This is a genomic window from Nocardioides ginkgobilobae (assembly GCF_054781275.1).
This window is the reverse complement of sequence record NZ_BAAGUS010000025.1, coordinates 1-21,702: the sequence shown is the minus strand read 5'-3', so window position 1 is coordinate 21,702 and position 21,702 is coordinate 1. Positions and strand designations below refer to the sequence as shown.

Genomic DNA, 21,702 nt, shown 5'->3' with positions numbered 1-21,702 from the left:
CGTGGCCAGCAGCCCTGAGCGCTCGCGCGAACGAGCGAACCTGGTGCGGCTCACTGTCTTCCTCGTGGTCGCTGCCGTGGTCACGTTCTGGGTCGCAGCAGTGACCGACGAGTACCGCTCCGGCTCCACGGCTACCTACAAGGCCGCCTTCCAGGACGTGTCTGGTCTGCAAACGGGCGACCAGGTCCGCGCTGCAGGAGTGCGGGTTGGGAAGGTGGTCGACATCGCGGTACAGCCCGACAGCACGGTTCTCGTGACCTTAGAGGTCGATGAGAGCCTCACGTTACGAGACACCACCACCGCGACAGTCGAGTACCGGAACCTCATCGGAGACCGCATCGTCCAGCTCGCCACGAGCGCGCAAGAGGACGGGCGGGAGCTGCCTCCCGGTGAGACGATCGCGCTGGCCAACACCGCGTCAGCGCTGGACCTGGACACGCTGCTCAACGGCTTCAAGCCGTTGTTCGCCGGACTCAACCCGTCACAAGTCAACGAGCTGTCACAACAGCTGCTGCAGGTGCTGCAGGGCCAGGAGTCGGCGGTGGAGACACTCACGACGCGCATCGGTTCCTTCACCTCTGCCATCGCCCAGCGAGAAGAGCTGGTCACCCAGGTGGTCGGCAATCTGAACGAGGTCCTGCAGACCGTGGACGGACGCCGAGACGAGCTCAGGAACCTGATCGACGGTTTGGACGTCGTGCTGACGCGCTTCGATCAACAGGACACGGAGATCCTGGTCGCAGCCGATCAGATCGACCAGTTCGCCCGGGACGCCTCGGACCTGCTCCGGAATGCTCGGGGAGATCTGACGCCAGATCTGCGCGCGCTGACAGTGGCCGCTCGTGGCCTGAACATGGAGAAGGACGAGCTCGTCGCGGTTCTTCGCCAGCTGCCCCGTCATTACCGCAAGCTCCAAAACGCGGGCTCCTACGGCAACTTCTTCAACTTCTTCCTCTGCGGTGTCCGTATCCAGACCGACGTGGCAGGTCCGCCGATCATGACGCCGTGGATCAACTCCGACGCTGAGAGGTGCCGAGCATGAGCGTGCTGACCGGCGGGGCGCGCCGGGGCCTCATCGGAACGGTGCTCATCGCCGCCGTGGTCCTGGCGAGCTTGAACTTGAACAGGCTGCCTCTCGTGGGCAACAGCGACGTGATCGGGGCCAGGTTCGCCGAAGCGGGTGGTCTGAGAGGTGGGGACTCGGTCATGGTCTCGGGTGCCGAGATCGGGAAGGTACGAGAAGTCAGGCTGGAGGACGGCGCCGTGACTGCCGACCTGGCGCTGACCGACGACGACGTCGTCCTGGGCGAGGAGACCGAGGCTCGGATCGTCACGACCACCCTCCTGGGTCGTGCAGCCGTCGAGCTAGTGCCCCATGGCTCGGGTGAGCTGCAAGCAGGTGATGTCATACCCGTCGAGCGCACCTCGTCGCCGTACAGCATCACCAGCGCACTCAACCGACTGACGACCGAGAGCGGCCAGATCGACAAGGAGGCCCTCCAGCGTGCGTTGGACCAGACCGCGAGCGTCCTGGAAGGTTCGCAGGATTCGGTCGGGCCGGCGCTGCGCGGCATCACGGACATCTCCCGGGTGATCGCGGCGAACGACGAGCAGTTGTCTGCCTTGCTCGACCGCGCCGCCCGGGTGACCGACGTCCTCGCCGACCGCGACGAGCAGATCGCGTCTCTGCTCACCGCTGGCGAGTCGCTGTTCTCAGAGCTCGACGCTCGCCAGCAGATCATCGACGAGCTCTTGAGAAGTGCCCGATCCCTGGCAGGCCAACTCACGGCAGTGCTCAGGGAGAACGCGCAAGTGATCGGCCCGGCACTCGACCAGCTGAATGAGATCGTCGACGTGCTCAACCGCAACCGCAAAGCCCTCCAGGACACCATCACAGGACTCCGCGGCTATGCCACCGCCTTCGGTGACGCTGCGTCGACAGGTCCGTGGTTCGACGCCTACATCCAAAACCTCACCGATCCGGCCACCCTCGCCCCTGTCCTGTCTGGAATCCTCCCGTGAACGTCTCTACGCTCGGCGGACTGTTCCGTCGACTGCCCGTGCTGCTCGTCCTCGGCCTGCTGGTGGCCGCTGGGATCATCGTCTTGCGCGAGGGCGAGACCGTCGTCGAGGTGACCTTCAGCAGTGCCGAGGGTCTCTACGAGGGTGACGACGTCCGTGTGCTGGGCGTGCCGGTCGGCACCATCAGCCGGATCACCCCGGGGGAGAATGGGGTAGAGGTCGAACTCACCATCGATGACGATCACCCCATCCCGGCCGATGCCCGCGCCGCGATCGTCTCCCCGAGCCTGGTGAGTGGGAGGTTCGTTCAGCTCGACCCCGTCTACACGAGCGGACCGACGTTGGAGGACGGCGCCGAGATCGGGCTGGAGAAGACCGCTGTCCCCGTCACGTTCGACGACGTCAAGCAGCAACTCACCGACCTGACCGGGGCACTGGGCCCACGGGGCCAGCGGCGCGGAGCCCTGGCGCGCACCCTGGTCGCGCTGGACAAGAACCTGAAGGACGGCAACAGCACCGACCTGCGACGGGCGATCGCCGGCCTCCGCACGTCCGCGGCGGCCTTGTCGGATCCGCGGTCCGACCTGTTCACCACCGTGGAGAATCTCGATACGTTCACCCGATCCTTGGCCCTCAACGACCAGGCGGTGCGCGGATTCGCTCAAGAGCTCGATGCGGTGGGTGAGGTCCTGGAGAGAAACCGATTCGCCCTGACCGCGGTCCTGCGGGACCTGTCAGGGACGTTGCGCACTGCCCGAGGCTTCCTCGACGCCAACGGGACCGGCATCGCTACGGCTGTGAGGCGAGTCAACCTGCTCTCGGCGGCGCTCGCCGACCGCTCCGACGAGCTGGCCGGGTCGCTGCACCTCGGCACCAACGCGCTGATCAACCTCGCCAACATCGTCGAGGGTTCGGCCCTGAAGGGACGAGCCACTCTCAGCGCGCTCGACAGCCTGCCTCAACTGCTGTGCGGGGCGATCCTCGGTGCCGGGGGCACCGCGGAACAGTGTGCTGACCTCATCGGGCCGATCCTTTCCAGCTTGGGGCTGGACAGCCTGGACCAAGGTCTGGTCCCCGGCATCAACGTGGGCGAGCCCGGCGACGGGGACGACCTTCCCGTGCCTGGTCTCGCGGGGATCGAGATCGACCTCCTCCAGACACTCGAAAGTCTGCTCACCGGAAGCACCAGGAGCGATCGATGAACGTGATGACGAGATGGAGTCGCGTGACCGGCGTGGCAGCGGGCTTGGTGTCGCTGTTTCTGGTGACCGGCTGTTCACTGCAGCCCAACGAGAACACCCTGCCCGGGCAAGTAGCGACCGGATCCGACGGCTACAGCGTCTCGGTGACCTTCGAGTCGGTGGAAAACCTCGTGCCCAACTCGCAGGTTCTCCTCGACGACGTGGTCGTAGGGACCGTCACTGCCATCAGGGTCGAGGACTGGAAGGCGGTGGCTGACATCCGTCTCCTCGATTCGGTTCAGATCGATCGAGACGCTCGCTTCTCCATCGGACAGAAGACCCTCCTTGGGGCGCAGTATGTGCAGGTCGTCCCGGGGCAGACCTCCGACGCGAAGCCCTCGGACCTGCTGGCCGAGGGGGATGAAGTTCCAGTCGAGCGCACCGGACAGGCGCCCGGCACGGAACAGGTGCTCGCCGGCGTGGCACTGCTGTTGAACAACGGCGGACTCTCCCAGATCAGCACGATCACCGGGGAACTGACGTCCGCCTTGGATGGACGGCAGGTCGATGCGCGCGCCCTCGTCGACAGGTCCAACGAGTTGCTGGCGGTGCTCGACAACACCAAGGGCGAGATCATCAGCGCCCTCGAGTCCCTGGAGCGTCTGAGCAGTGGGCTTGCCGAGGACCGGCAGATCATCGCCAGGGCGATCGACGAGGTGGGGCCCGGACTGGAGGCCCTGGAAGAGGAACGGGCGCGACTGGTCGACGCGGTGACCACGTCGGGTAGGGCCAGCACTCGCGCCGTGGGTGTGATCCAGGCGAGCCAGGAGGCGATCCTTGCCAACCTGGCATCCCTCGGCCCGATCCTGACGAAACTGGGCAAGGCGGCAACGCGTCTCCCCGAGGCCCTGAAGATCGCCATCACGATCCCCTTCCCGGCGATGACGACGGAGAACACCCTGCGAGGTGACTTCTCCAACCTCTTCGCCACGATCGACGTGTCCCGGCGCAGCCTCGTCGACCTTCTCCTGGGCACGAGCCAGGGCCCAGCCCTGCAATCCGGGGACCCGCTCCTCGGTCCTCTCCAGCCGCCGAAGAGCGGCCAGGAGGCGGGCGACGATCCGACGCCGCCTGAACCGCCGTCCTCGCCGAATCCTGCCCCGACTGATGACGCGGACGAGTCAGACGGCCCGTGCCTGCTCGGACTGCTGGGAGACTGCTGATGGCCCTGACCACTCTGATCAAGCGACAATTGCGCATCTTCGCGGTGCTGACGGTCGCGGCACTGTTCTTCTCTGTCGTGGTCTACGCCCGAGTGCCGGCGCTGCTCGGTTTCGGCGTGTACGAGGTGCGCGCTGAGTACGCGGACGCGAGCGGCCTCTACCCGAGAGCCCTCGTGACGTACCAGGGGGTTGCGGTCGGGGAGGTGTCCGGCCTGGACATCAATGAGCTGGGCGCGGTCGCCGTGCTGCGCATTGACAATGAGCACGAGATCCCAGCGGACGCGGTGGCTGAGCTGCACAGCACGTCGGCGATCGGCGAGCAGTACGTCGACCTGGTGCCTCCACAAGATCGTGTCGAGGGGGCGGAGCAGGCGGGCAGGCTCGAGGAAGGGGACGTCATCCCGGCGTCGCGCACGGTCGAGATGCCGCAGATCGGGCCCGTCCTCGAGTCGGCGAACCGGCTTCTGGAGTCCGTGCCGGAAACCCGCACGCGTAGGGTCTTGGACCAGATCGACGAAGGGCTCGGTGGTAGCGGTCCGGACCTCTCGGGCACCATCGATGACGCAGAGAAGCTCGTGGCCCTGGCGCAGGAGAGATTGGCTGTCACGACGTCGCTCATCAGGACTGCCCAACCCGTGCTGGGAACCCAGCAGACCTTGAGAGGGTCGACTCTCGGCTACGCCCAGTCCCTCGCCGCCTTCACCAGCGAGCTGGCCGGGCGTGACGACGATCTGCGGGCCCTTCTCAAGGAGGGGCCGGCAGGCCTGGACTCGGCTACGGACCTCGTGACGGATCTCCAGCCGACCCTGCCGCTCCTGGTGACCAACCTGACGACGAACGCCGAGGTGCTCAACACTTACTTGCCCCAGATCCAGGAAGGGCTGGTCTATTACCCGGTGACCGTGGCGCGTCTGCAGAGCGCGATCAACCCGCGCGCTGAGTTCGGCGACGTCAACCTCGATCTGCGTGCCAACGTCAACAACCCTCCCGCTTGCTCGCAGGGCTATCTGCCCGCTGCTCAGCGTCGAGATCCGTCGGTCCAGTCGTTCCGGGATGTCGACCTGCTCGCCCATTGCACCGTCCCTGACGACGACCCGAAGTCGGTGAGGGGCGCTCGTCTGCTGCCCTGCCCCCAGGGCGAAGGACGAGGGCCGCTCCCTTCGTCGTGCGGTCTTCGGTTCGGTGAGGGCGTCTGGCCCGAGGGCGCCGGAGGATCCCGTGGCTCGGATCTCGCTCGAGGTCTGCAAGGAGAAGCCGTGCCGGATCGGGACGGTTGGCGGTCGCTCGTGCTCGGGCCCCTGAGCGTGCGATGACGGCGTCCACAGAGTCATCGGTCGATGAGACTCAGGTCGGGGGCGGTCGGACCCCACGCACCGCTCACGTCCTCAGGGCGGTGCTGGGCGTCCTCGTAGCCGCGGTGACCGCGGTCGCCGTCCTCCAGATACTCGAGTGGGGTGATGCTCAGGCGAGAGAGCAGGCCAGAGAGGACGTGGTCGCGGCTGCCGAGGAGGAGGTGCTCGGTCTCATCACCATCAGCGCCCGCACGACGGACGAAGACCTGGAGGCACTGATTGCAGGTGCCACGGCCTCCTTCCGGGAGGATCTGCGGGCCCAGGCTGATCGTCTGCGCCAAGAAGTCGTCGACAACGAGGTCGAGGCCACTGGTGAGGTGGTCTCTGCCGGCATCGCCAGCCTCGACGAGGAGCGCGCCACGGTTCTCGTCGCCGCCCTCGGAACGGTGGACAATCGCAACGCAAGCGGCCCCGAGCCACGAAGTTACCGCCTCGAGGTCCAGCTCGACCGTGTTGACGGCGACTGGCTCGTGTCTGCTCTGAGGTTCGTGGCATGAGATGGCCATTTCGAGCGTCGACCAAGGAGGCCAGGGACGACGCGGCCGAGCCGCGGCGTCGGAGGCCGAGCCTGCTGCCGGTCCTTCTCGTCCTCCTTGTCCTGACCAGCGTCGGCGCCGCCGTCCCGGCGTGGCAGGCTGCTGAGCTGTCGGACCGCGAAGAGGCAGCCACGGAAGCTCTCCAAGCGGCCCGCGAACGCCTGCCCGAACTGCTCAGTTATCGGTTCGCCACGCTCGAGGAGGACCTCGAGGATGCTCTGGCGCAGACGACGGGGGACTTCACCGCCGAATACGGCGCCCTCATCGAGGAGGTGGTACGCACGACCGCCGCACAACGGCGCATCATCACCGAGGCCACCGTCGACGGCGCCGGCGTCGTCGAGGTCGAGAGTGAGGACGAGGTCGTGGTGCTGGTTTTCCTCTCGCAGTCCACTACCACTCGAAACTCCTCAGACCCCGCCGTCAGTGGGAGCCGGGTCGAGGTGACGATGCGACGAGTGGGCTCGGACTGGCTCATCGCCGATCTTCAGACCCGCTGATCGCTCGCCAGTCGCCTCGACCGTACTCATCAGAGCGGAACCAACGTGCCACCTGACTCACAAGACCACATGAACGGAGAGAACACATGGGCGTGGAGATCCAGGTCGACCACCTGAGCAAGTCCTTCGGCAAGCAGCTGATCTGGGGCGACGTCTCGCTCGCGATCCCGGCCGGCGAGATCAGCGTGATGCTCGGTCCGTCCGGCACCGGCAAGTCGGTGTTGCTCAAGGCCCTCATCGGGCTGCTGAAGCCCGACCAGGGCTCGGTCATCATCGAGGGCACCGACATCGCTTCCTGCTCGGAGAAGGAGCTCTACGAGATCCGCAAACTGTTCGGGGTGCTGTTCCAGGACGGCGCGATGTTCGGCTCGATGAACCTCTACGACAACGTCGCCTTCCCGCTGCGCGAGCACACGAGGAAGTCGGAGTCCGACATCCACTCCATCGTGATGGAGAAGATGGACCTCGTCGGCCTGCTCGGTGCCGAGGACAAGCTGCCCGGCGAGATCTCCGGCGGCATGCGCAAGCGCGCCGGTCTGGCCCGTGCGCTGGTGCTGGACCCCGAGATCGTGTTGTGCGACGAGCCGGATTCGGGTCTGGACCCGGTGCGCACCGCCTTCCTCAACCAGCTGATCGTCGACCTCAACGCCCAGATCGACGCCACGTTCCTGATCGTCACCCACGACATCAACACCGCGCGCACGGTGCCCGACAACATCGGTCTGCTCTACCACAAGCACCTGGCCATGTTCGGCCCGCGCGAGATGTTGCTGGCCTCGGAGGAGCCGGTGGTGCGTCAGTTCCTCAACGCCCAGCGGGTCGGCCCGATCGGCATGTCCGAGGAGAAGGACGCCGACGATCTGGCCGCCGAGGCCGACCAGGAGCTGCCTCCGCTGCCGCCGATCCCGCTGCAGCTCGAGCCCTCGAACGGCATCCCACGCCGCTCCCAGCGGGAGCCCGGCGCTTGGTGCCGCGAGCACGGCGTGACCCCGCCTCCGGGCTCGTTCGCGAGCGACGTCCTCGCTGGCTCTTCGCTCTGAGGGTCGCCAGCCCAGGCGGCCAGTCCCGGGGCAGACCGCGCCTGACGCTCCGTCGCCCCGTCCGTCCTCACCACCAGCACAGGAGAAGCTCATGACCGTCTCGTCCCCGCCCACCTTGGACATCCGCCGTCCGGCCGATGGTGCGGTGCTCCGCTCGGTCCCGATCGACGACAAGCACCGCGTCGCCGCCCTCGCCGAGGACCTTCGCTCGGCGCAGCAGGCGTGGCAGGCGATCGGCCCGGCCGCGCGCGCCACCTGGCTGAGACGCTGGAGGACATGGATCCTGGAGCACACCGACGAGCTCACCGACCTGCTCATCTCCGAGACGGGCAAGGCCCGGCCGGATGCGTTGGTCGAGACGACCGCCTCGTGTGAGTTCATCTCGTACTACGCAGACCACGCCAAGGAGTTCCTCGCTCCCGAGCGGGTAGCTTCCGGTGGTCTGCTGAGCCTGCCGAAGCGACTCACGCGAAGCTACCGGCCCTATCCGCTGGTCGGCCTCGTCATCCCGTGGAACTTCCCCATCACCCTGTTCCTGATGGACGCGGCGCCGGCGTTGGCCGCTGGTTGCGCAGTGCTCACGAAGTCCTCGGAGATGACCCCCTTGACCTGCGCACGCGTCATCGAGGGGTGGCACGAGATCGGCGCGCCCCCGGTCCTGCGCCACGTCGTGGGAGCCGGTGACACCGGTGCTGCCGTCGTCGAGGCTGTCGACTTCGTGCAGTTCACCGGTTCCACGGCGACGGGACGACGCGTGGCCGCACGCTGCGCCGAACTCCTCAAGCCTGTCAGCTTGGAACTCGGGGGCAAGGATGCGGCGATCGTCCTCGAGGACGCCGACCTCGATCGGGCCGCCCACGGCATCGTGTGGGGTGGCATCTTCAACTCGGGACAGGTCTGCATCTCCGTCGAACGGGTCTACGCGGTCGAGGCTGTGTACGACGAACTGGTGCGAAAGGTGGCGGCAGTGCTCCAATCGCTCAAGCAAGGTGCCGGAGCACGAGATGACGTCGGTGCGATGGTCACGCTCGATCAGGTGGACACCGTCGAGAGGCACGTGCGTGATGCCCAGAAGTCCGGGGCCCGCGTCCTGGTCGGGGGAAAGCGCGCGTCTCGGGGGAACTACTACGCCCCGACGTTGCTGGTCGACGTGGACCACACCATGTCATGCATGACCGAGGAGACCTTCGGCCCGACCCTGCCCATCATGCGAGTGGCGGACGAGGCAGAGGCGATCGCGTTGGCGAACGACTCCGAGTACGGTCTCTCGGCGTCGGTGTGGACCCGGGACGTGGCGCGAGGCCGTCGCATCGCTGATCAGCTGGACGTCGGCGCGGTCAACATCAACGACGTCTTCAGCAACCTCTTTGCCGTCGGGCTCCCGCACAGCGGGTGGAAGGCCTCCGGTCTCGGGGCGCGCCTCGGCGGCGCCCAAGGCCTGCGCAAGTACTGCCGCGTACAGGCCATCACGGAGCCCCGCATCCCGATCACCACCAAAGAACTCACCTGGTACCCGTACTCCGCCCGGCGTACGGCAATTGCCGGCCGAGTGCTGCGCCTGGCCGCCGGTCGCGGACTGCGCCAGCGCCTCGGTCTTTGAGAAGGAGGAGCACATGACACTGTCGAAGACGCCCCGTGTCGTCGCCATCACCGGCGGAGCGCGCGGGATCGGCTACCACACTGCCGCCGAGCTATTGCGCCGCGGACACCAAGTCGCGATCGGCGACATCGACGAGCAGCAGCTCAAGATCGCCGCCGAAGAACTGGGAATCGACGTCGCCGTACGCCTCGACGTCACCGACCCCGATTCGATCGCGTCCTTCCTCGACGTCACGGAGGAGGCGCTGGGTCCCATCGACGTCCTCATCAACAATGCAGGAGTCATGCCGACCGGGCACGCGCATGAGGAGGCCGACTCGGTGACGCGCCGGCAAGTGGAGATCAACGTGCTCGGGGTCATCTTCGGCACCAAGCTGGCCTTGCAGCGGATGCTGCCTCGACGGCAGGGGCACATCATCAACACCGCCTCCCTGGCCGGCGAGCTGCCTGTCCCGGGCCTGGCTACCTACTGCGGCACGAAGTTCGCCGTCATCGGCTTCACCGAGGCCGCTCGACAGGAGTACCGCGGCTCCGGCGTCACCCTCTCCACGGTTCGTCCGACGTTTACCAACACCGAGCTGGTGTCGGGCACCAGTGGCGCCAAGGGCATGCGGAACGCCGAGCCGCAGGAGATCGCCCTGGCCACGGCCGCGTTGATCGAGCGCCCGCAGCCCTTCGTGCGTGTCACGAAGCTGGCAGGCACCATGGTGGCCGCGATGAAGTTCGTCCCCGAGAGCGTGGCGACGCGCCTCGGCTCGATGCTGGGCACGGACACCGTGTTCCTGGACCGAGTGGACACCGCTGCTCGTCAGGCCTACGTCGAGCGTGTCAGTCGGAGCTGAATCGCGGCCGCACGCGGCGTCGCGGTCGCCGGACGGCGGCCGTGACCCCGCGTGGTCTCAGGCCGGTGTCACGCCCACCGTGGGGGTGGGGGACTCCTCCGAGTCGGGGAACACGACGCACGGTCGCGATGGTGGGATGGGGTCCAGGCGCTGATAGTCAGCGCCGAGGGGCGGGCGCGGGTCCGGCTCGCCCTTGCGCGGCCAGAACGACGCCGCTCGCTCAGCCTGCGCCGTGATCGTCAAGGAGGGGTTGACGCCTAGGTTCGCGGAGATGCTGGCGCCGTCGACGACGAAGATGCCGTCGTGCCCGTAGAGGCGGTGGTATCCGTCGATGACGCCTGTGCGAGGCGAGTCGCCTATCGCGCAGCCGCCGATGAAGTGTGCGGTCATGGGAATGTTGGCGATCTCGCCGGTGGAACCGCCTGCCACGCCATCGATCTTCTCCGCGACGCGACGGGTCGCTTCGTTGCCGACCGGGATCCAGGTCGGGTTGGGTGCGCCGTGTCCCGGACCGGAGGTGATCGAGGGACGACCCAGCAGATTCTTCGTGGCACGCACGGTGATCGAGTTGTCCAGCGTCTGCATGACCAGCAGGATCACCGTTCGTTCCGACCATCGCCGGGGGCTGAACCACGTGAGCTGCGCGGGTTGGGTCGCCATCGTCCGGAGCCAGCGCCACCATCGAGGTCCGCGCCCGTCGCCGTCGGTCAGCGCGGTCTGCAGCAGGGACATCGCATTGCTCCCCTTGCCGTAGCGCACCGGCTCGATGTGGGTGAACTCGTCGGGGTGGATCGAGGAGGTGATCGCCACACCGCGCGTGTAGTCGCTGGAACGATCGCGGGACTTGGCACCGAGGATCGACTCGGAGTTGGTGCGGGTCAACGTCCCGAGCCTTGAGGAGATGTGGGGCAGGGAGCCCGTGGCCTTGAGTCGGTGCAAGAGTCTCTGGGTGTTGTAGGTGCCGGCAGCGAAGACCACCTGATCGGCGGTGAACCTTTGACGGTTGCGGCGCCGACGCGTGGACTTGCCGGTGCGGACCGCGTCGATGACGTAGCCACCCTCCGGCCGGGGACGCACGTCCACTGCGGTGGTTAGGGGGTGGACCTGTGCGCCCCGCTCCTGCGCGAAGTACAGATAGTTCTTGTCGAGCGTGTTCTTGGCACCCACGCGACAACCGGTCATGCAGGATCCGCACTGAGTGCAGCCGGTGCGACGCGGTCCCGCTCCGCCGAAGTAGGGATCCGGCACCTCGGTCCCCGGCTCGCCGAAGAAGACGCCGACGGGGGTCAGCGTGAACGTGTGTTCCACCCCCATGTCACGCGCCACATCGAGCAGAACCTCGTCGGAGGGCGTCACGTGGGGATTCTGTGCCACACCCAGCATTCGCCTGGCCGTCTGGTAGTGCGGCTCGAGCTCGGTCCGCCAGTCGGTGATGTCCCTCCACTGCGGGTCCTCGAAGAATGTTGAGGGAGGCTGGTACAGGGTGTTGGCGTAGTTGAGCGAGCCGCCTCCCACTCCTGCGCCCGCGAGGACGACCACATCTCGCAGCAGATGGATGCGTTGGATGCCGAAGCAGCCGAGCTTGGGGGCCCAGAGGAAGCGACGGATGTCCCACGACGACGCGGGCAAGTCGCTGGTCTCGTACCGCTTGCCCGCTTCGAGCACGCCGACGTCGTACCCCTTCTCCGCCAGGCGCATAGCGCTGACCGAGCCTCCGAAACCGGAGCCGATGATCAGGACGTCGTAGTGCTGGGTGGTCATGCTCGAGGTTGTTCCTTCCATGATCCGCTCGATCACGAGCGGGAGTTTCGTCGAGAGGAGATGGGTGCAGACGTTGCGGTGTCGACTCTTCACGACGTGGCAGACCGGAGCGACTCCCATGCTTGGGCTAGACCCAGGGCGAGTCGCTGGAGGTGCGGGACGGCGTCCCGGTCTCCGGAGAAGCCGATGTTGAGCGCCCCGGCGTAGGAGAGCAGGGTGATGTTGAGGGCGGCCGCGTCGATCTGCAGCGAGGCGGGATACATCGCCTCGAGCCGGCTGCCGCGGAAGTAGCGGGGCTCCTGCGGGCCGGGGACGTTGCTGACGATGAGGTTGAAGCTGAAGGGGCCCGGCAAGGGAGCGCCGACCGCGGCGAGCCCCACCTGGGCCAGCATCGGGGCTGCGAGGAGGGAGGTGTAGCCGACGGCGGCGAGCTGACCCATCCCCGCGACCTGCGACTTCGCTGCGGTCATGGAGGCGGTCACCGCCTCCAGACGCTCAAGCGGCTCCTCGATGTCGGTGCCCAAGGAGGCGAGCACGGCGCCGAAGGCGTTGCCCCCTCCCGGATCCCCCTCCGGTCGGGTGCTCATCGGCACCAGTGCGATGAGGGGCCTGGTGGGCAGCTCATCGAGGTCCCTGAGGTAGGTACGCAGTGCGCCGCCCACGAGGCTGAGGCAGACGTCGTTGACCGTCGCGCCATGCTCCCTGCCGAGGGTCCGCACCGCATCGAGGTCCAGCTGCTGGGTCGCGAAGCGGCGGCTGCGCCCGATCCGGGTGTTGAAGATGGTCCGGGGTGCTTCGTACGGCCGGACCAGGTGCGGTCGGCCCAGGGGTGAGACGGTCTGGGCGACAGCGCAGGTCAGGGACTTCGAGGAGCTCAGGGTGCGTTGCAGGGGTGTGGGCCGCGCCGGCTCGGCTGCACCGCTTCCAGGAACCGCAGGGGAGGGCTGTCGTGGGGGGCGGTGGGGAGCGAAGAGGATGGGCGAGTCCATGTCACTGGGATCGGTGGAGAGGCTTCGTTGGAGCAACCGCATGCCTGTGTAGCCATCGACCAGCGCGTGGTGCATCTTGACGAACATGGCGAACCCGCCGTCATCGAGACCCTCGATGAGGTGCATCTCCCAGGGCGGGCGGGAGAGATCGACCTGTCGGCCGTGGAGACGTGAGACCAGGGTGCCCAGTTCACGCTCGTCTCCGGGAGAGGGAAGGGCGGATCGGCGTACGTGGTAGTCCAGGTCGATGGAGTGGTCGACCTCCCACTGCTGCGCCATGCCGAGCCCCAGGCGAGGGCGCACGAGCTTGAGGTTCCACGGGCTGGCCACGGCGAGCTCGGCGCGGACCTCGTCCGCGAGGTCGGCGAGGTAGCGGGGCGAGGGAGACGGAGGAGGGGAGAAGCGCAGAAGTGCGGCGACGTGCAGCATCGTGCGCGGACTGTCGGCGGCAAGGAAGACGCGACCGATGAGGCCGACCGGCTGACCCATGTGACTCCCGTCCTTCGAGAGCCTCGACGATGACACGCCCGAGGCGCCGAGGTCTTGTGCTCTGGACCCACATTCGGGAGCCGCGCGGGGCCCGGCGCACAACGTCGAGCCCCGCCGCGTTCACAGCGACCGGCTGATGATCTCTTTCATGATCTCGGAGCTGCCGGCGTAGATCTGGGAGACCCGCATGTCGGCCCACATGCGCGCGATGGGGTACTCGTTCATGTAGCCGTAGCCTCCGTGCAGCTGGAGGCAGGTGTCGGCCACTCGCTGTGCGCGTTCGGAGCACCACAGCTTCACCATCGCGGCGGTGGGGATGTCGAGCCCCTCTCCGACATGGAGCTGGATGCACTCGTCCACGAAGGAGCGGGCCACCCGGGCCTCGGTTGCGACCTCGGCCAACTTGAACTTCGTGTTCTGGAACCCCCAGATCGGTCGACCGAAGGCTGTGCGGTCGCGAACGTAGGTCAGCGTCTCGGCCAAGCAGAACTCCATCGCCGCGACGTTCGACACCGCGACCAGGAGTCGTTCCTGCGGGAGCTGCTGCATGAGCTGGACGAAACCCTGGCCCTCCGTCAAGCCCAGAAGGTGGGTGGTCGGCACACGGACGTTGTCGAAGAACAGCTCGGAGGTGTCCTGTCCCTTCATCCCGATCTTGTCCAGGACCCGCCCTCGCGAAAAGCCCGGAGTGTCGGTAGGGATCAGCATCAGGGAGATGCCGCCTGCGCGGTCGTCGGGGTCGGTCTTCACGACGGTCAGCACGAGGTCGGCCTGCGAACCGTTGGTGATGAAGGTCTTCGAACCGCTGACGACGTACTCGTCGCCCTCGCGCAGCGCCTTGGTCTTGATGTTCTGCAGGTCCGACCCGGTTCCGGGCTCGGTCATGGCGATAGCTCCGACGACCTCGCCGGACGCCATCTTGGGCAGCCACTCCAGCTTCTGCTCCTCCGTGCCGTAGGCGAGCAGGTAGTGCGCCACGATGCCGTTGTGGAGCGATGCGCCCCAGGAGCTGTCGCCCACTCGTGCCTGCTCCTCGATGAGGATGGCCTCATGGGCGAAGGTTCCGCCGCCGCCGCCGTACTCCTCGGGGATGGACAGGCATAGCAGACCGACCTCGCCGGCGCGGTTCCACAGCTGCCGATCGACATGCTTGTCAGCGATGAACGTCTCGATGTGCGGCTTGATCTCTTTCTCGCAGAACGTGCGTGCCAGGTCGCGCAGGTCGTCGAGGTCGGCGTTCATCCAGGGCGGGCGTCGGGTCATCACGAAGGCTCTCAGTGCTTGGGTACAGGATGTACCAATATCACCACCTCCTTTCTGGGGGTACAAGGTGTTCCATGCATGCGTCCGCATCGTGGTCGACCTCTGTCGCACGTCGGCCTAGGCTGCGCCCATGGTCGAGGTGGGACGATGGGTGGACTCCACGTCCCGGCGGCGGTCCTCCTCGAGCGGCGACGCCAACCGTGCCCTTCGGCGGCTGGCGGTGGCTGAGGCCGCACTCGAGGTCGTCGACGAGGTGGGTCCACATGCGGGTACAGCGACGATCGCGGAGCGGGCCGGGATACCGCGGCCGCACGTGTACCGATACTTCTCCAGTCGGGATGACCTCGATGCGGAAGTCGTGCGACTGGCTGCCCACGACCTCAACTCTTGCCTGAGGCCGCACCTGACCCGGCGTGGGACGCCGTCGCATGTCGTGGAAGGCCTTGTCCTTGCCTGCGCCACCTGGGCCGATGGCCATCCTCACCTCTACCGCTTCCTGGCGGCACGTGGGCAGAGCCGGACCCTGCACCGGGCCCGCATGGGGCGCTCGCGGTTGCTGGACGAGATCGCAGAGGCGGCGCGTGGCTATACCAACGCCGCGCCGAGCACGTTTCCCGAGGGAATCCTTGTCGGGGTGATGGGCCTGGTCGACGCCACCATCATCTGGTGGCTCGACCAGCGCGACGAGACCTTGGAGTCGATGGCCAAGCGACTGTCGCGGCACGTCCTGCTCTTGCTGCACGACGCTCTCGCCGATCGCGGTATCGATCTGGATCCGGACGCCGAGCTGGCGCCGTTCGTCGTGGAGTAGGTCACTGAGGAAGAGAGGCGCGTCCCTGGGCGAAGTGCTCGACGTCCACGATGATGAAAGTGGCGTGTGCCGCAGCCACCTGAGGTCCGTCGATCTGGGTCGCTGCGGCCTCCACGTGCAGTCGTCGTCCCGCTCGCTCGCGGACGGTCGCCGTGAAGTGATAGTCCACGCCGAGCAGTACGGGCCGGAGGTAGTCCACGGTCAGGGTCCTGGTGACCGCGAGTTCGCCCACGCGGTACAGCAGGAACCCGAAGAGGTCGTCGAATGCTGCCGCCACCAGGCCACCGTGGGTGATGCCCGGAGCGCCCTCTTGGCGGTGGTCGAACCTATGAACGGCGCTCACCCCGGCCTCCGTCGCGTCGACCTCCAGTGCGAGACCGGCGGGATTGTCCCTGCCGCAACCCGCGCAGGTAGGGGAGTGCGAGGGCAGTCGCCCCCCAGGCTTCGGCTCGGGTCGCCCCATCGATCGGAGCCACATGTCGAGCGACGAACCCGGGTGCCGGGATCGGTCCGCCATGGCGCGCGGGTCGTCGTGTGGCGTCTTGTCGACCTCACGTGATGCGTCAGTCATGGCAAAGGATCCTTTTCGGTATGCGGCGTGCGATAGACATCATGACATCTTTGTTGCGGGGCAGACGCGGAGGTCGAGAATGTCTACCGTACGGGTCATGGGTTCACGGTCTGCCTTGTCAAGTCGCTTCGCGAGGCGCGAGAAGTTCGGTGGCGCCTGGTGGCTCGCCCTCATCGTCTGCAAGCCAGCGCTCGTCGCCTTGCGTCAGGCGGACTGGCGTCGCGCTGATCGCATCCCCCGATCCGGCGGCGCCGTGATGGCGGCCAACCATGTCTCGCACATCGATCCGCTGCTCGTTGCAGAAATGCTGTTGGCGCACGGCCGCGTACCGCGCTTCTTAGCCAAGAATGCGCTCTTCCGAGTGCCGATCGTCGGGTGGTGGTTCCGTGCCGCCGGGCATGTGGAGGTCGACCGCGACGCAGGGCAGGGAGCGTACGGCGACGCGGTGAGAGCAGCCCGAGAGGGCCGTTTGCTCCTTGTCTACCCCGAAGGGTCCATCACGCGGCGTCCGGACGGGATGCCCATGTCGATGAAGTCCGGTGCGGTCAGGATCGCCCTGGAGGCTTCGGTCCCGCTTGTGCCCGTGGCGCAGTGGGGAGCGCAGGCGATCCTGCCGGCCTACAGCCGCAGACTTCACCTCGGTCGCCGGACCCGCGTCGTGATCGCCGTCGGTGAACCCATTCGCCTCGATGACCTCAGGCAGCGGGATCCGGTCAGCGCCGTACAGATCGGCCTCGGTCGGCTCGAGGAGGCGCTCGCCTCCATGGTGCGAGAGCTCAGCGGTGAGCCGGCTCGGTCTCATTGACCGTGCCGGTGCGCCACCCCGTCTTTACGGACGGAACGCCGGATCCTCGGGGGCTTTGCCGCGGTGCGGGCGCATCATGGCAGGGCCGTAGGTCTCCACGAGTGTCGTCATCACGGTGTCGAAGGGCAGATCGAGGTACGTGCCCCGCTCGCGGACGTACTCCATGTGGCGGCGTCCCTCGCCGTCGGCGGCGTGGAGCAGGGCATCCTGGGTGCCGTCGAAGTCCAGGGGTGCCACCCCGAAGCGACGACACAGCTCGGCGTTGAACGCCGGGGACCCCTTGCGCCACTCGCCGTCGACGTGGGTCGCGGTCCAGCCGTGGAAGACGAAGAGATCAGTCCCCATCAGCTCCAGGAGGGACGCGCTGTTGAGGTGGTTGCGCACGTCCGAGAAGCCCAACATCGCGGGGATGCCGGCGGCGCGCAAGCACGCCGTGAGGAGAACCGCCTTCGGTACGCACCAGGTTGGTCCGCCGGCCAGAATCGCACTGGCTCGGTAGTCGGCGGGATCTGCGGTCACGCTGTAGGGGTCGTAGCGCAGGTGGTCCCGGACCGCAGCGAACAGCAGGCGGATGCGCTCGTGAGGATCCTGCGCCCCTCCGAGGACCGTCTCCGTGAAGGCACGTACGTCCGCGTGATCGCTGTCCACGAAGTGACCCGGAGCGAGCGCTTCGTCCACGTGCGGTGCGTCGCCGCTCATGAGCCAGACCGGTGTTCAGTCGAGGTGCCGGCGGCCTCGAGAGCGCTGACGAGCTCTCGCTCCAGCTCAGGCAGAGTGGCAGCCGCAGAGGCAGCCGCGTCGAGCCGGCTTTGTGCCGTGCCCTCCTGGCGCGCCAGCGACGCCACGAGCGACCACCTCTCGGCGCTGCGATGAGCGGCGGTAGCGACCTCGTGGGCTCGCAAGTCCCCGGTGAGGCGTGCTACGTCGGCGGCGCCGGCGGAGAGTAGTCGACGAAAGAGCCCGCCACCCGTACCGGCCTTCTCGATGAATGCGCTCAGGCCATGAAGGACCAGGTCGAGGACGTCGTCGTCGAAGACCTCCGACCATCCGGCGATGTCCTCGGCGAAGAGATCCACAGCGGCCAGTCCGGTGGATCCGACGGCGGACGGGCGGTCGCTGACGATCGAGGGGCCGGTCGAGGAGGACATCGCGGCGGCCGACTGGGAGAAGGCTTCGGCGGCTGCCGACGCAAGGTCGGGGAGACGGTCGGGCCAGGTGATGTCGAAGTAGGTGTGGCGCGTGGGGACGGGAAACCCCTGGGATGCGCGCGCCCGCGCAAGAGCCTCGTACGGCACTAGCTGGACGTCGTCGCGGTCGTTGTCCACCACGTGCGCCACTCGCCGCTCGTCGTCGTAGCCGATCACCACGATGTCGTGGCGACTCATCTGGAGGCGAACCCGCAGGTAGGGAAGTTCGGCGATGTCCGCCCACACCAGTGCGGGGCGGCCGTCATCGATGGCCTCGCGCACCAAGGCCCATCCGTCGTGCGCGTCGTCGGTGGCGTGCACCGAGACCCGAGCTCCGAGTCGGCGGGGCAGGTCGGTCTCGAGATCGCCGCCGCGACCGACCAGGTAGACCGGAGGCATCAGTGTCGTGTCCCTGACGTAGGAGAGGTCCAGGGAGCCGCTGAGCGCGAAGACCAGGCCTTCGTCCGGTGGGCCATCCCAGCCGAGGCCGGCCCACTCGAGGAGGTCACGCATAGCGCCCGAGCCGCAGTGCCCGCCGCGGCGGTGAGGGTAGTCGAGCATGGAGATGTTGCTTGTCAGGACCACGTTGGCGCTTCCCGGTAGACAGTAGGGCTCAATTGTCCAGATCGTAGGCATTGGCACAAGCTTTGTCATGGGCTGCGTGCAGTGACAGAGATCCTCGATCCGACATTGTCGCTATTCTGTCTCGGTGTCCGCCTCGCCAATGCGTCAGCGCTACAGGGCCCGTGTGCGCGAGGAGGTGCTCGAGGTAGCTCACGACCTCATCGCGGAACGGGGATGGGATCGTGTGCGCATGGGTGAGGTCGCCGAACAGGTCGGCATCTCGCGCGCTCTGCTCTACAAGGAGTTCGGTGACAAGCCTGGGTTGGGCGAGGCTGTCGTACTGAGGGAGGCGTCGCGCTTCATCGCAGGCATCGACGGTGTCCTAGCCCTCCAGGGGACCGACCCTGCGGCTGCGTTGGGGGCGTCTGTCGCGTACGTCCTGGACGAGGCCGAGAGGAGTCCCTTGTTGCGATCCGTCTTGATCCCGAGCCGAGATGACGAGGCAGGTGCCTCGACGGGGATCCTGCCTCTCCTCACGACCTCCGCCCAGCTCCTCGAGCTCGCTTCGGTGTCCCTGGCGAACTGGCTCTCGGTTCACGTCTCCGGTGTCGACGGCGACGAGGTCGCAGACATTGCTGACGCGTTGGTCCGGCTCACGGTCAGCCACCTCGCACTGCCCACCATGTCCAGGGGCCAGACGGCGCAGAAGATCACGGAGGTGGGGCTGCGGTACCTGGGTCTGGTGACGTCGAGCCGAGATGCCTCGACGCGATCGAGCCTGCGTCAACCCCAGGGTTGGTAACGACTCCTTCCGCCAGCAATCGGTAGACCCACTCCGACAGCGATGCCGCATCCGAGGCGGCACGCACCCGATGGCCGCTGGCCGTGACGCTCAAGCCGGTCATGGTGACCGCCCCGAAGATGCTCGATGCTGCCGTGGCTGGGTCGTCGACCGGACGTAGTGAGCCGTCGGACACGCCTTGCTCGAGGAGGTGCTGGATGGGACTGAGGAAAGCGGCTTCGAGTGCGAGAGCCAGGTCCGGCAGGCGAGTGGCGCGACCCAGGTCGCCCACGAGGGCCTGACACAGGTGCGGGTGCTCGAGCATGACCGAGATCTGTGCGGAGATCGCGGCGCGGAGCCGCTCCGATGCGGTGCCACCGCCCGACGCAGCTACGGCAACGGCACCGCCGATGAGATCGAGCAGGTCGGCCAGCAAGAACTCGAGGACGGCGTTCTTGCCCTCCAGGTGGTAGTACAAGGTCGCCTTGGGGATGCCCGTGGCCTCGGAGATGTCGTCCATGCGCGTCGCCTCGAGTCCGCGCTCCGCGATCAGCTCCGCCGCAGCATACAGCTGGCTCGCGATCTTCGACGGCAGCTTCCTGGCCATGGGCGCTCCCTGCGGGCGGTGTTCGGTGGCATCCCCTGACGGCGTGAGGATCGACGGCGGGACCCATCCTATGTTGTACTCAAAGTCCAAATATGGTGTCCAACTTGCTCCAGGGAGCAACGATGACGAGGACGTGTCCCGTGGGCAGGACGTCGGTCGACTACGACCCCTTCGACCCGGCCGTGATAGCCGACCCGTACCCGATCTACCGGGCTCTGCGGGAGGAGTTCCCCCTCTATTGGTGCGAGAAGTCCGGGTGCTGGGTCCTCAGCAGGTACGACGACGTCGCGGCCGCGCTCCAGGACCCGCTGACCTACTCCTCGGCGTCGGGAGTCTTCCCCACGGCAGGGGCGCCTGACATGGCCGACCTCTTCCTGCCCATGCTCATCATGACGGACCCGCCTCGGCACACGGCGTTGCGCCGCATCGTCAGCCGAGCCTTCACCCCGCGCCGCATCGCTTCGCTCGAGCCCAGTGTCAACGACCTCGTGCAGGACCTGCTCGACGCCGCTGACGATCACCCGACGTGGGATGCCGTGGCAGCCTTCGCCGGCCCGCTGCCGGCGATCGTCATCGCTGACCTGCTCGGTGTTCCGCGAGAGGACCGTGACAGCTTCCGCCGGTGGTCGACCCAGCTCGTCCAATCCTCACCCCACGACGGTCGGGGGGGTGGCGCACTCGAGGCTGCCGCCTCCCTCTACGACTATTTCCGCTCCTTCCTCGCCGAACGGCAGGCGCGACCGTGTGACGACCTGATGAGCGCCCTGGTCGGTGCCGAGGTCGACGGCCAGCGCCTGACCCAGGACGAGCTGCTGGGCTTCTGCCTGCTCCTGCTTGTGGCTGGGCACGAGACGACGACCAACCTCCTGACCAACAGTCTTGTCGTGCTCTCGGCCGAGCATGGTGCGCGCCATGAGCTTGCGGATGCACCAGACCTGATGCCGCGTGCCGTCGAGGAGCTCCTGCGCTTCGACTCGCCGGTGCAAGGGCTGTCACGGACGATCACGCGACCCACGGTCGTGCACGACCAGGCGATCGCTGCGGGAGACGTCGTACTGCTCCTGTACGGCTCGGCCAATCGAGACGATCGGGTGTTCCCCGAGGCTGACAAGTTCGACATCTATCGCAGCACCGAGCGGCAGCTGGCACTGGGACACGGTGTCCACTTCTGCCTCGGGGCCTCACTTGCACGGCTCGAGGCACGCGTAGCACTCACCGCCCTGGTGACGCGACACCGCGACTGGGAGGTCGACCTGGGTGCCGCGGAGCGGCTGCAGTCAGGGCCGATCCGTGGCTTTGCTTCGCTCCCCGTGCAGCCCGTGCGGGGCCACTGATCAGACGCCGAGGTCAGACGTCGCGAAGTCCGATCACACCAGTGGCGGGGCGCCACCGGAGTCCAGCCGGGCGCCTCACCCGGTCGGTTCGTCGTCGTCTGCCTAACGTCTATGGAAAGGGGGCCTGACCCTGGTTCTTGGACACGCTGAATCCAGCACCTGCTGGGGAAGCGAGATGATCCAGGAATCATGGCCAGGAAGAACTACTCCGAGGAGTTCCGTCGTCAGGCCGTCGACTTGTACGA

General features: G+C 67.1%; 21 protein-coding genes. 14 read left to right on the top strand and 7 right to left on the bottom strand.

Annotated elements, in window-relative coordinates:
• Position 1 precedes the first annotated feature (1 nt).
• The 10 genes from ACYVID_RS17140 (at position 2) to ACYVID_RS17095 (ending at position 10,295) form a co-directional block, all read left to right on the top strand.
• Positions 2-1,042 carry an MCE family protein gene (locus ACYVID_RS17140; RefSeq protein ID WP_460739131.1) on the top strand — a complete coding sequence of 347 codons (1,041 nt, stop codon included), beginning with the start codon at positions 2-4 and terminating at the stop codon, positions 1,040-1,042.
• Complete coding sequence (locus ACYVID_RS17135) at positions 1,039-2,022, top strand: MCE family protein (protein ID WP_460739129.1); 984 nt, start codon at positions 1,039-1,041, stop codon at positions 2,020-2,022. The genes ACYVID_RS17140 and ACYVID_RS17135 overlap by 4 nt, the downstream gene beginning before the upstream one ends.
• The gene (locus ACYVID_RS17130) at positions 2,019-3,224 is read left to right on the top strand and encodes an MCE family protein (RefSeq protein ID WP_460739127.1); all 1,206 of its coding nucleotides are present in this window, start codon (positions 2,019-2,021) and stop codon (positions 3,222-3,224) included. Before ACYVID_RS17135 ends, ACYVID_RS17130 begins: the two co-directional genes overlap by 4 nt.
• Positions 3,221-4,426: an MCE family protein gene (locus ACYVID_RS17125; protein ID WP_460739125.1), complete on the top strand. Its 1,206-nt coding sequence runs from the start codon at positions 3,221-3,223 to the stop codon at positions 4,424-4,426. The genes ACYVID_RS17130 and ACYVID_RS17125 overlap by 4 nt, the downstream gene beginning before the upstream one ends.
• Positions 4,426-5,739 carry an MCE family protein gene (locus ACYVID_RS17120; RefSeq protein WP_460739123.1) on the top strand — a complete coding sequence of 438 codons (1,314 nt, stop codon included), beginning with the start codon at positions 4,426-4,428 and terminating at the stop codon, positions 5,737-5,739. Before ACYVID_RS17125 ends, ACYVID_RS17120 begins: the two co-directional genes overlap by 1 nt.
• Positions 5,740-5,819: 80 nt before the next feature.
• Positions 5,820-6,275, top strand: coding sequence for a hypothetical protein (locus ACYVID_RS17115; protein ID WP_300641489.1), 456 nt, complete (start codon positions 5,820-5,822; stop codon positions 6,273-6,275).
• Entirely contained in the window at positions 6,272-6,814 is a 543-nt protein-coding gene (locus ACYVID_RS17110) for a hypothetical protein (RefSeq protein ID WP_460739121.1), read from the top strand. The genes ACYVID_RS17115 and ACYVID_RS17110 overlap by 4 nt, the downstream gene beginning before the upstream one ends.
• A gap of 86 nt (positions 6,815-6,900) precedes the next feature.
• Complete coding sequence (locus ACYVID_RS17105; protein WP_460739119.1) at positions 6,901-7,854, top strand: ABC transporter ATP-binding protein; 954 nt, start codon at positions 6,901-6,903, stop codon at positions 7,852-7,854.
• A 91-nt stretch (positions 7,855-7,945) separates the two neighbouring features.
• On the top strand, positions 7,946-9,454 hold the full coding sequence (locus ACYVID_RS17100) for an aldehyde dehydrogenase family protein (protein ID WP_460739117.1): 1,509 nt from the start codon (positions 7,946-7,948) through the stop codon (positions 9,452-9,454).
• 13 nt (positions 9,455-9,467) lie between these two features.
• A complete protein-coding gene (locus ACYVID_RS17095) occupies positions 9,468-10,295 on the top strand; it encodes an SDR family oxidoreductase (RefSeq protein ID WP_300641481.1) in 828 nt (275 codons plus the stop codon).
• A 57-nt stretch (positions 10,296-10,352) separates the two neighbouring features.
• Here the strand turns inward: ACYVID_RS17095 and ACYVID_RS17090 are convergent, their stop codons facing one another.
• The 3 genes from ACYVID_RS17090 to ACYVID_RS17080 form a co-directional block, all read right to left on the bottom strand.
• Positions 10,353-12,056, bottom strand: coding sequence for a GMC oxidoreductase (locus ACYVID_RS17090; RefSeq protein ID WP_460739142.1), 1,704 nt, complete (start codon positions 12,054-12,056; stop codon positions 10,353-10,355).
• An 89-nt stretch (positions 12,057-12,145) separates the two neighbouring features.
• Positions 12,146-13,534, bottom strand: coding sequence for a WS/DGAT/MGAT family O-acyltransferase (locus tag ACYVID_RS17085; protein ID WP_460739115.1), 1,389 nt, complete (start codon positions 13,532-13,534; stop codon positions 12,146-12,148).
• Between the two features lie 120 nt (positions 13,535-13,654).
• On the bottom strand, positions 13,655-14,776 hold the full coding sequence (locus tag ACYVID_RS17080) for an acyl-CoA dehydrogenase family protein (protein WP_300641505.1): 1,122 nt from the start codon (positions 14,774-14,776) through the stop codon (positions 13,655-13,657).
• A 151-nt stretch (positions 14,777-14,927) separates the two neighbouring features.
• Here ACYVID_RS17080 and ACYVID_RS17075 point away from each other — a divergent pair, with 151 nt between their 5' ends.
• Complete coding sequence (locus ACYVID_RS17075; RefSeq protein WP_460739113.1) at positions 14,928-15,608, top strand: TetR/AcrR family transcriptional regulator; 681 nt, start codon at positions 14,928-14,930, stop codon at positions 15,606-15,608.
• A gap of 1 nt (position 15,609) precedes the next feature.
• On the opposite strand, the gene ACYVID_RS17070 is transcribed toward ACYVID_RS17075, so the two are convergent.
• Positions 15,610-16,071 (bottom strand): PaaI family thioesterase, encoded by a 462-nt coding sequence (locus ACYVID_RS17070; RefSeq protein WP_460739140.1) that lies wholly within the window; start codon positions 16,069-16,071, stop codon positions 15,610-15,612.
• A 205-nt stretch (positions 16,072-16,276) separates the two neighbouring features.
• On the opposite strand from ACYVID_RS17070, the gene ACYVID_RS17065 reads away from it, so the two are divergent.
• Positions 16,277-16,984, top strand: coding sequence for a lysophospholipid acyltransferase family protein (locus ACYVID_RS17065; protein ID WP_300641472.1), 708 nt, complete (start codon positions 16,277-16,279; stop codon positions 16,982-16,984).
• Between the two features lie 24 nt (positions 16,985-17,008).
• Here the strand turns inward: ACYVID_RS17065 and ACYVID_RS17060 are convergent, their stop codons facing one another.
• Together ACYVID_RS17060 and ACYVID_RS17055 are read right to left on the bottom strand one after the other, a co-directional pair.
• The gene (locus ACYVID_RS17060) at positions 17,009-17,683 is read right to left on the bottom strand and encodes a transglutaminase-like domain-containing protein (protein WP_460739111.1); all 675 of its coding nucleotides are present in this window, start codon (positions 17,681-17,683) and stop codon (positions 17,009-17,011) included.
• A complete protein-coding gene (locus ACYVID_RS17055) occupies positions 17,680-18,732 on the bottom strand; it encodes a BtrH N-terminal domain-containing protein (protein ID WP_460739109.1) in 1,053 nt (350 codons plus the stop codon). Before ACYVID_RS17055 ends, ACYVID_RS17060 begins: the two co-directional genes overlap by 4 nt.
• A 187-nt stretch (positions 18,733-18,919) precedes the next feature.
• Between ACYVID_RS17055 and ACYVID_RS17050 the strand changes: the two genes are divergently transcribed.
• A complete protein-coding gene (locus ACYVID_RS17050) occupies positions 18,920-19,537 on the top strand; it encodes a TetR/AcrR family transcriptional regulator (protein WP_300641466.1) in 618 nt (205 codons plus the stop codon).
• Here ACYVID_RS17050 and ACYVID_RS17045 read toward each other — a convergent pair.
• Positions 19,446-20,123, bottom strand: coding sequence for a TetR/AcrR family transcriptional regulator (locus ACYVID_RS17045; RefSeq protein ID WP_300641464.1), 678 nt, complete (start codon positions 20,121-20,123; stop codon positions 19,446-19,448). The two genes, ACYVID_RS17050 and ACYVID_RS17045, sit on opposite strands and share 92 nt — an antisense overlap.
• Positions 20,124-20,263: 140 nt before the next feature.
• Here ACYVID_RS17045 and ACYVID_RS17040 point away from each other — a divergent pair, with 140 nt between their 5' ends.
• Positions 20,264-21,457: a cytochrome P450 gene (locus ACYVID_RS17040; RefSeq protein WP_300641462.1), complete on the top strand. Its 1,194-nt coding sequence runs from the start codon at positions 20,264-20,266 to the stop codon at positions 21,455-21,457.
• Positions 21,458-21,702: the final 245 nt, after the last annotated feature.

What these genes read in the sequence shown, in the direction of transcription:
- ACYVID_RS17135 (WP_460739129.1), top strand. Translation starts at nt 1,039, where the DNA reads ATGAGCGTGCTGACCGGCGGGGCGCGCCGGGGCCTCATCGGAACGGTG.
- ACYVID_RS17125 (WP_460739125.1), top strand. Translation starts at nt 3,221, where the DNA reads ATGAACGTGATGACGAGATGGAGTCGCGTGACCGGCGTGGCAGCGGGC.
- ACYVID_RS17120 (WP_460739123.1), top strand. Translation starts at nt 4,426, where the DNA reads ATGGCCCTGACCACTCTGATCAAGCGACAATTGCGCATCTTCGCGGTG.
- ACYVID_RS17110 (WP_460739121.1), top strand. Translation starts at nt 6,272, where the DNA reads ATGAGATGGCCATTTCGAGCGTCGACCAAGGAGGCCAGGGACGACGCG.
- ACYVID_RS17105 (WP_460739119.1), top strand. Translation starts at nt 6,901, where the DNA reads ATGGGCGTGGAGATCCAGGTCGACCACCTGAGCAAGTCCTTCGGCAAG.
- ACYVID_RS17100 (WP_460739117.1), top strand. Translation starts at nt 7,946, where the DNA reads ATGACCGTCTCGTCCCCGCCCACCTTGGACATCCGCCGTCCGGCCGAT.
- ACYVID_RS17095 (WP_300641481.1), top strand. Translation starts at nt 9,468, where the DNA reads ATGACACTGTCGAAGACGCCCCGTGTCGTCGCCATCACCGGCGGAGCG.
- ACYVID_RS17090 (WP_460739142.1), bottom strand. Translation starts at nt 12,056, where the DNA reads ATGACCACCCAGCACTACGACGTCCTGATCATCGGCTCCGGTTTCGGA.
- ACYVID_RS17085 (WP_460739115.1), bottom strand. Translation starts at nt 13,534, where the DNA reads ATGGGTCAGCCGGTCGGCCTCATCGGTCGCGTCTTCCTTGCCGCCGAC.
- ACYVID_RS17080 (WP_300641505.1), bottom strand. Translation starts at nt 14,776, where the DNA reads ATGAACGCCGACCTCGACGACCTGCGCGACCTGGCACGCACGTTCTGC.
- ACYVID_RS17075 (WP_460739113.1), top strand. Translation starts at nt 14,928, where the DNA reads ATGGTCGAGGTGGGACGATGGGTGGACTCCACGTCCCGGCGGCGGTCC.
- ACYVID_RS17070 (WP_460739140.1), bottom strand. Translation starts at nt 16,071, where the DNA reads ATGGGGCGACCCGAGCCGAAGCCTGGGGGGCGACTGCCCTCGCACTCC.
- ACYVID_RS17065 (WP_300641472.1), top strand. Translation starts at nt 16,277, where the DNA reads ATGGGTTCACGGTCTGCCTTGTCAAGTCGCTTCGCGAGGCGCGAGAAG.
- ACYVID_RS17060 (WP_460739111.1), bottom strand. Translation starts at nt 17,683, where the DNA reads ATGAGCGGCGACGCACCGCACGTGGACGAAGCGCTCGCTCCGGGTCAC.
- ACYVID_RS17055 (WP_460739109.1), bottom strand. Translation starts at nt 18,732, where the DNA reads ATGCTCGACTACCCTCACCGCCGCGGCGGGCACTGCGGCTCGGGCGCT.
- ACYVID_RS17045 (WP_300641464.1), bottom strand. Translation starts at nt 20,123, where the DNA reads ATGGCCAGGAAGCTGCCGTCGAAGATCGCGAGCCAGCTGTATGCTGCG.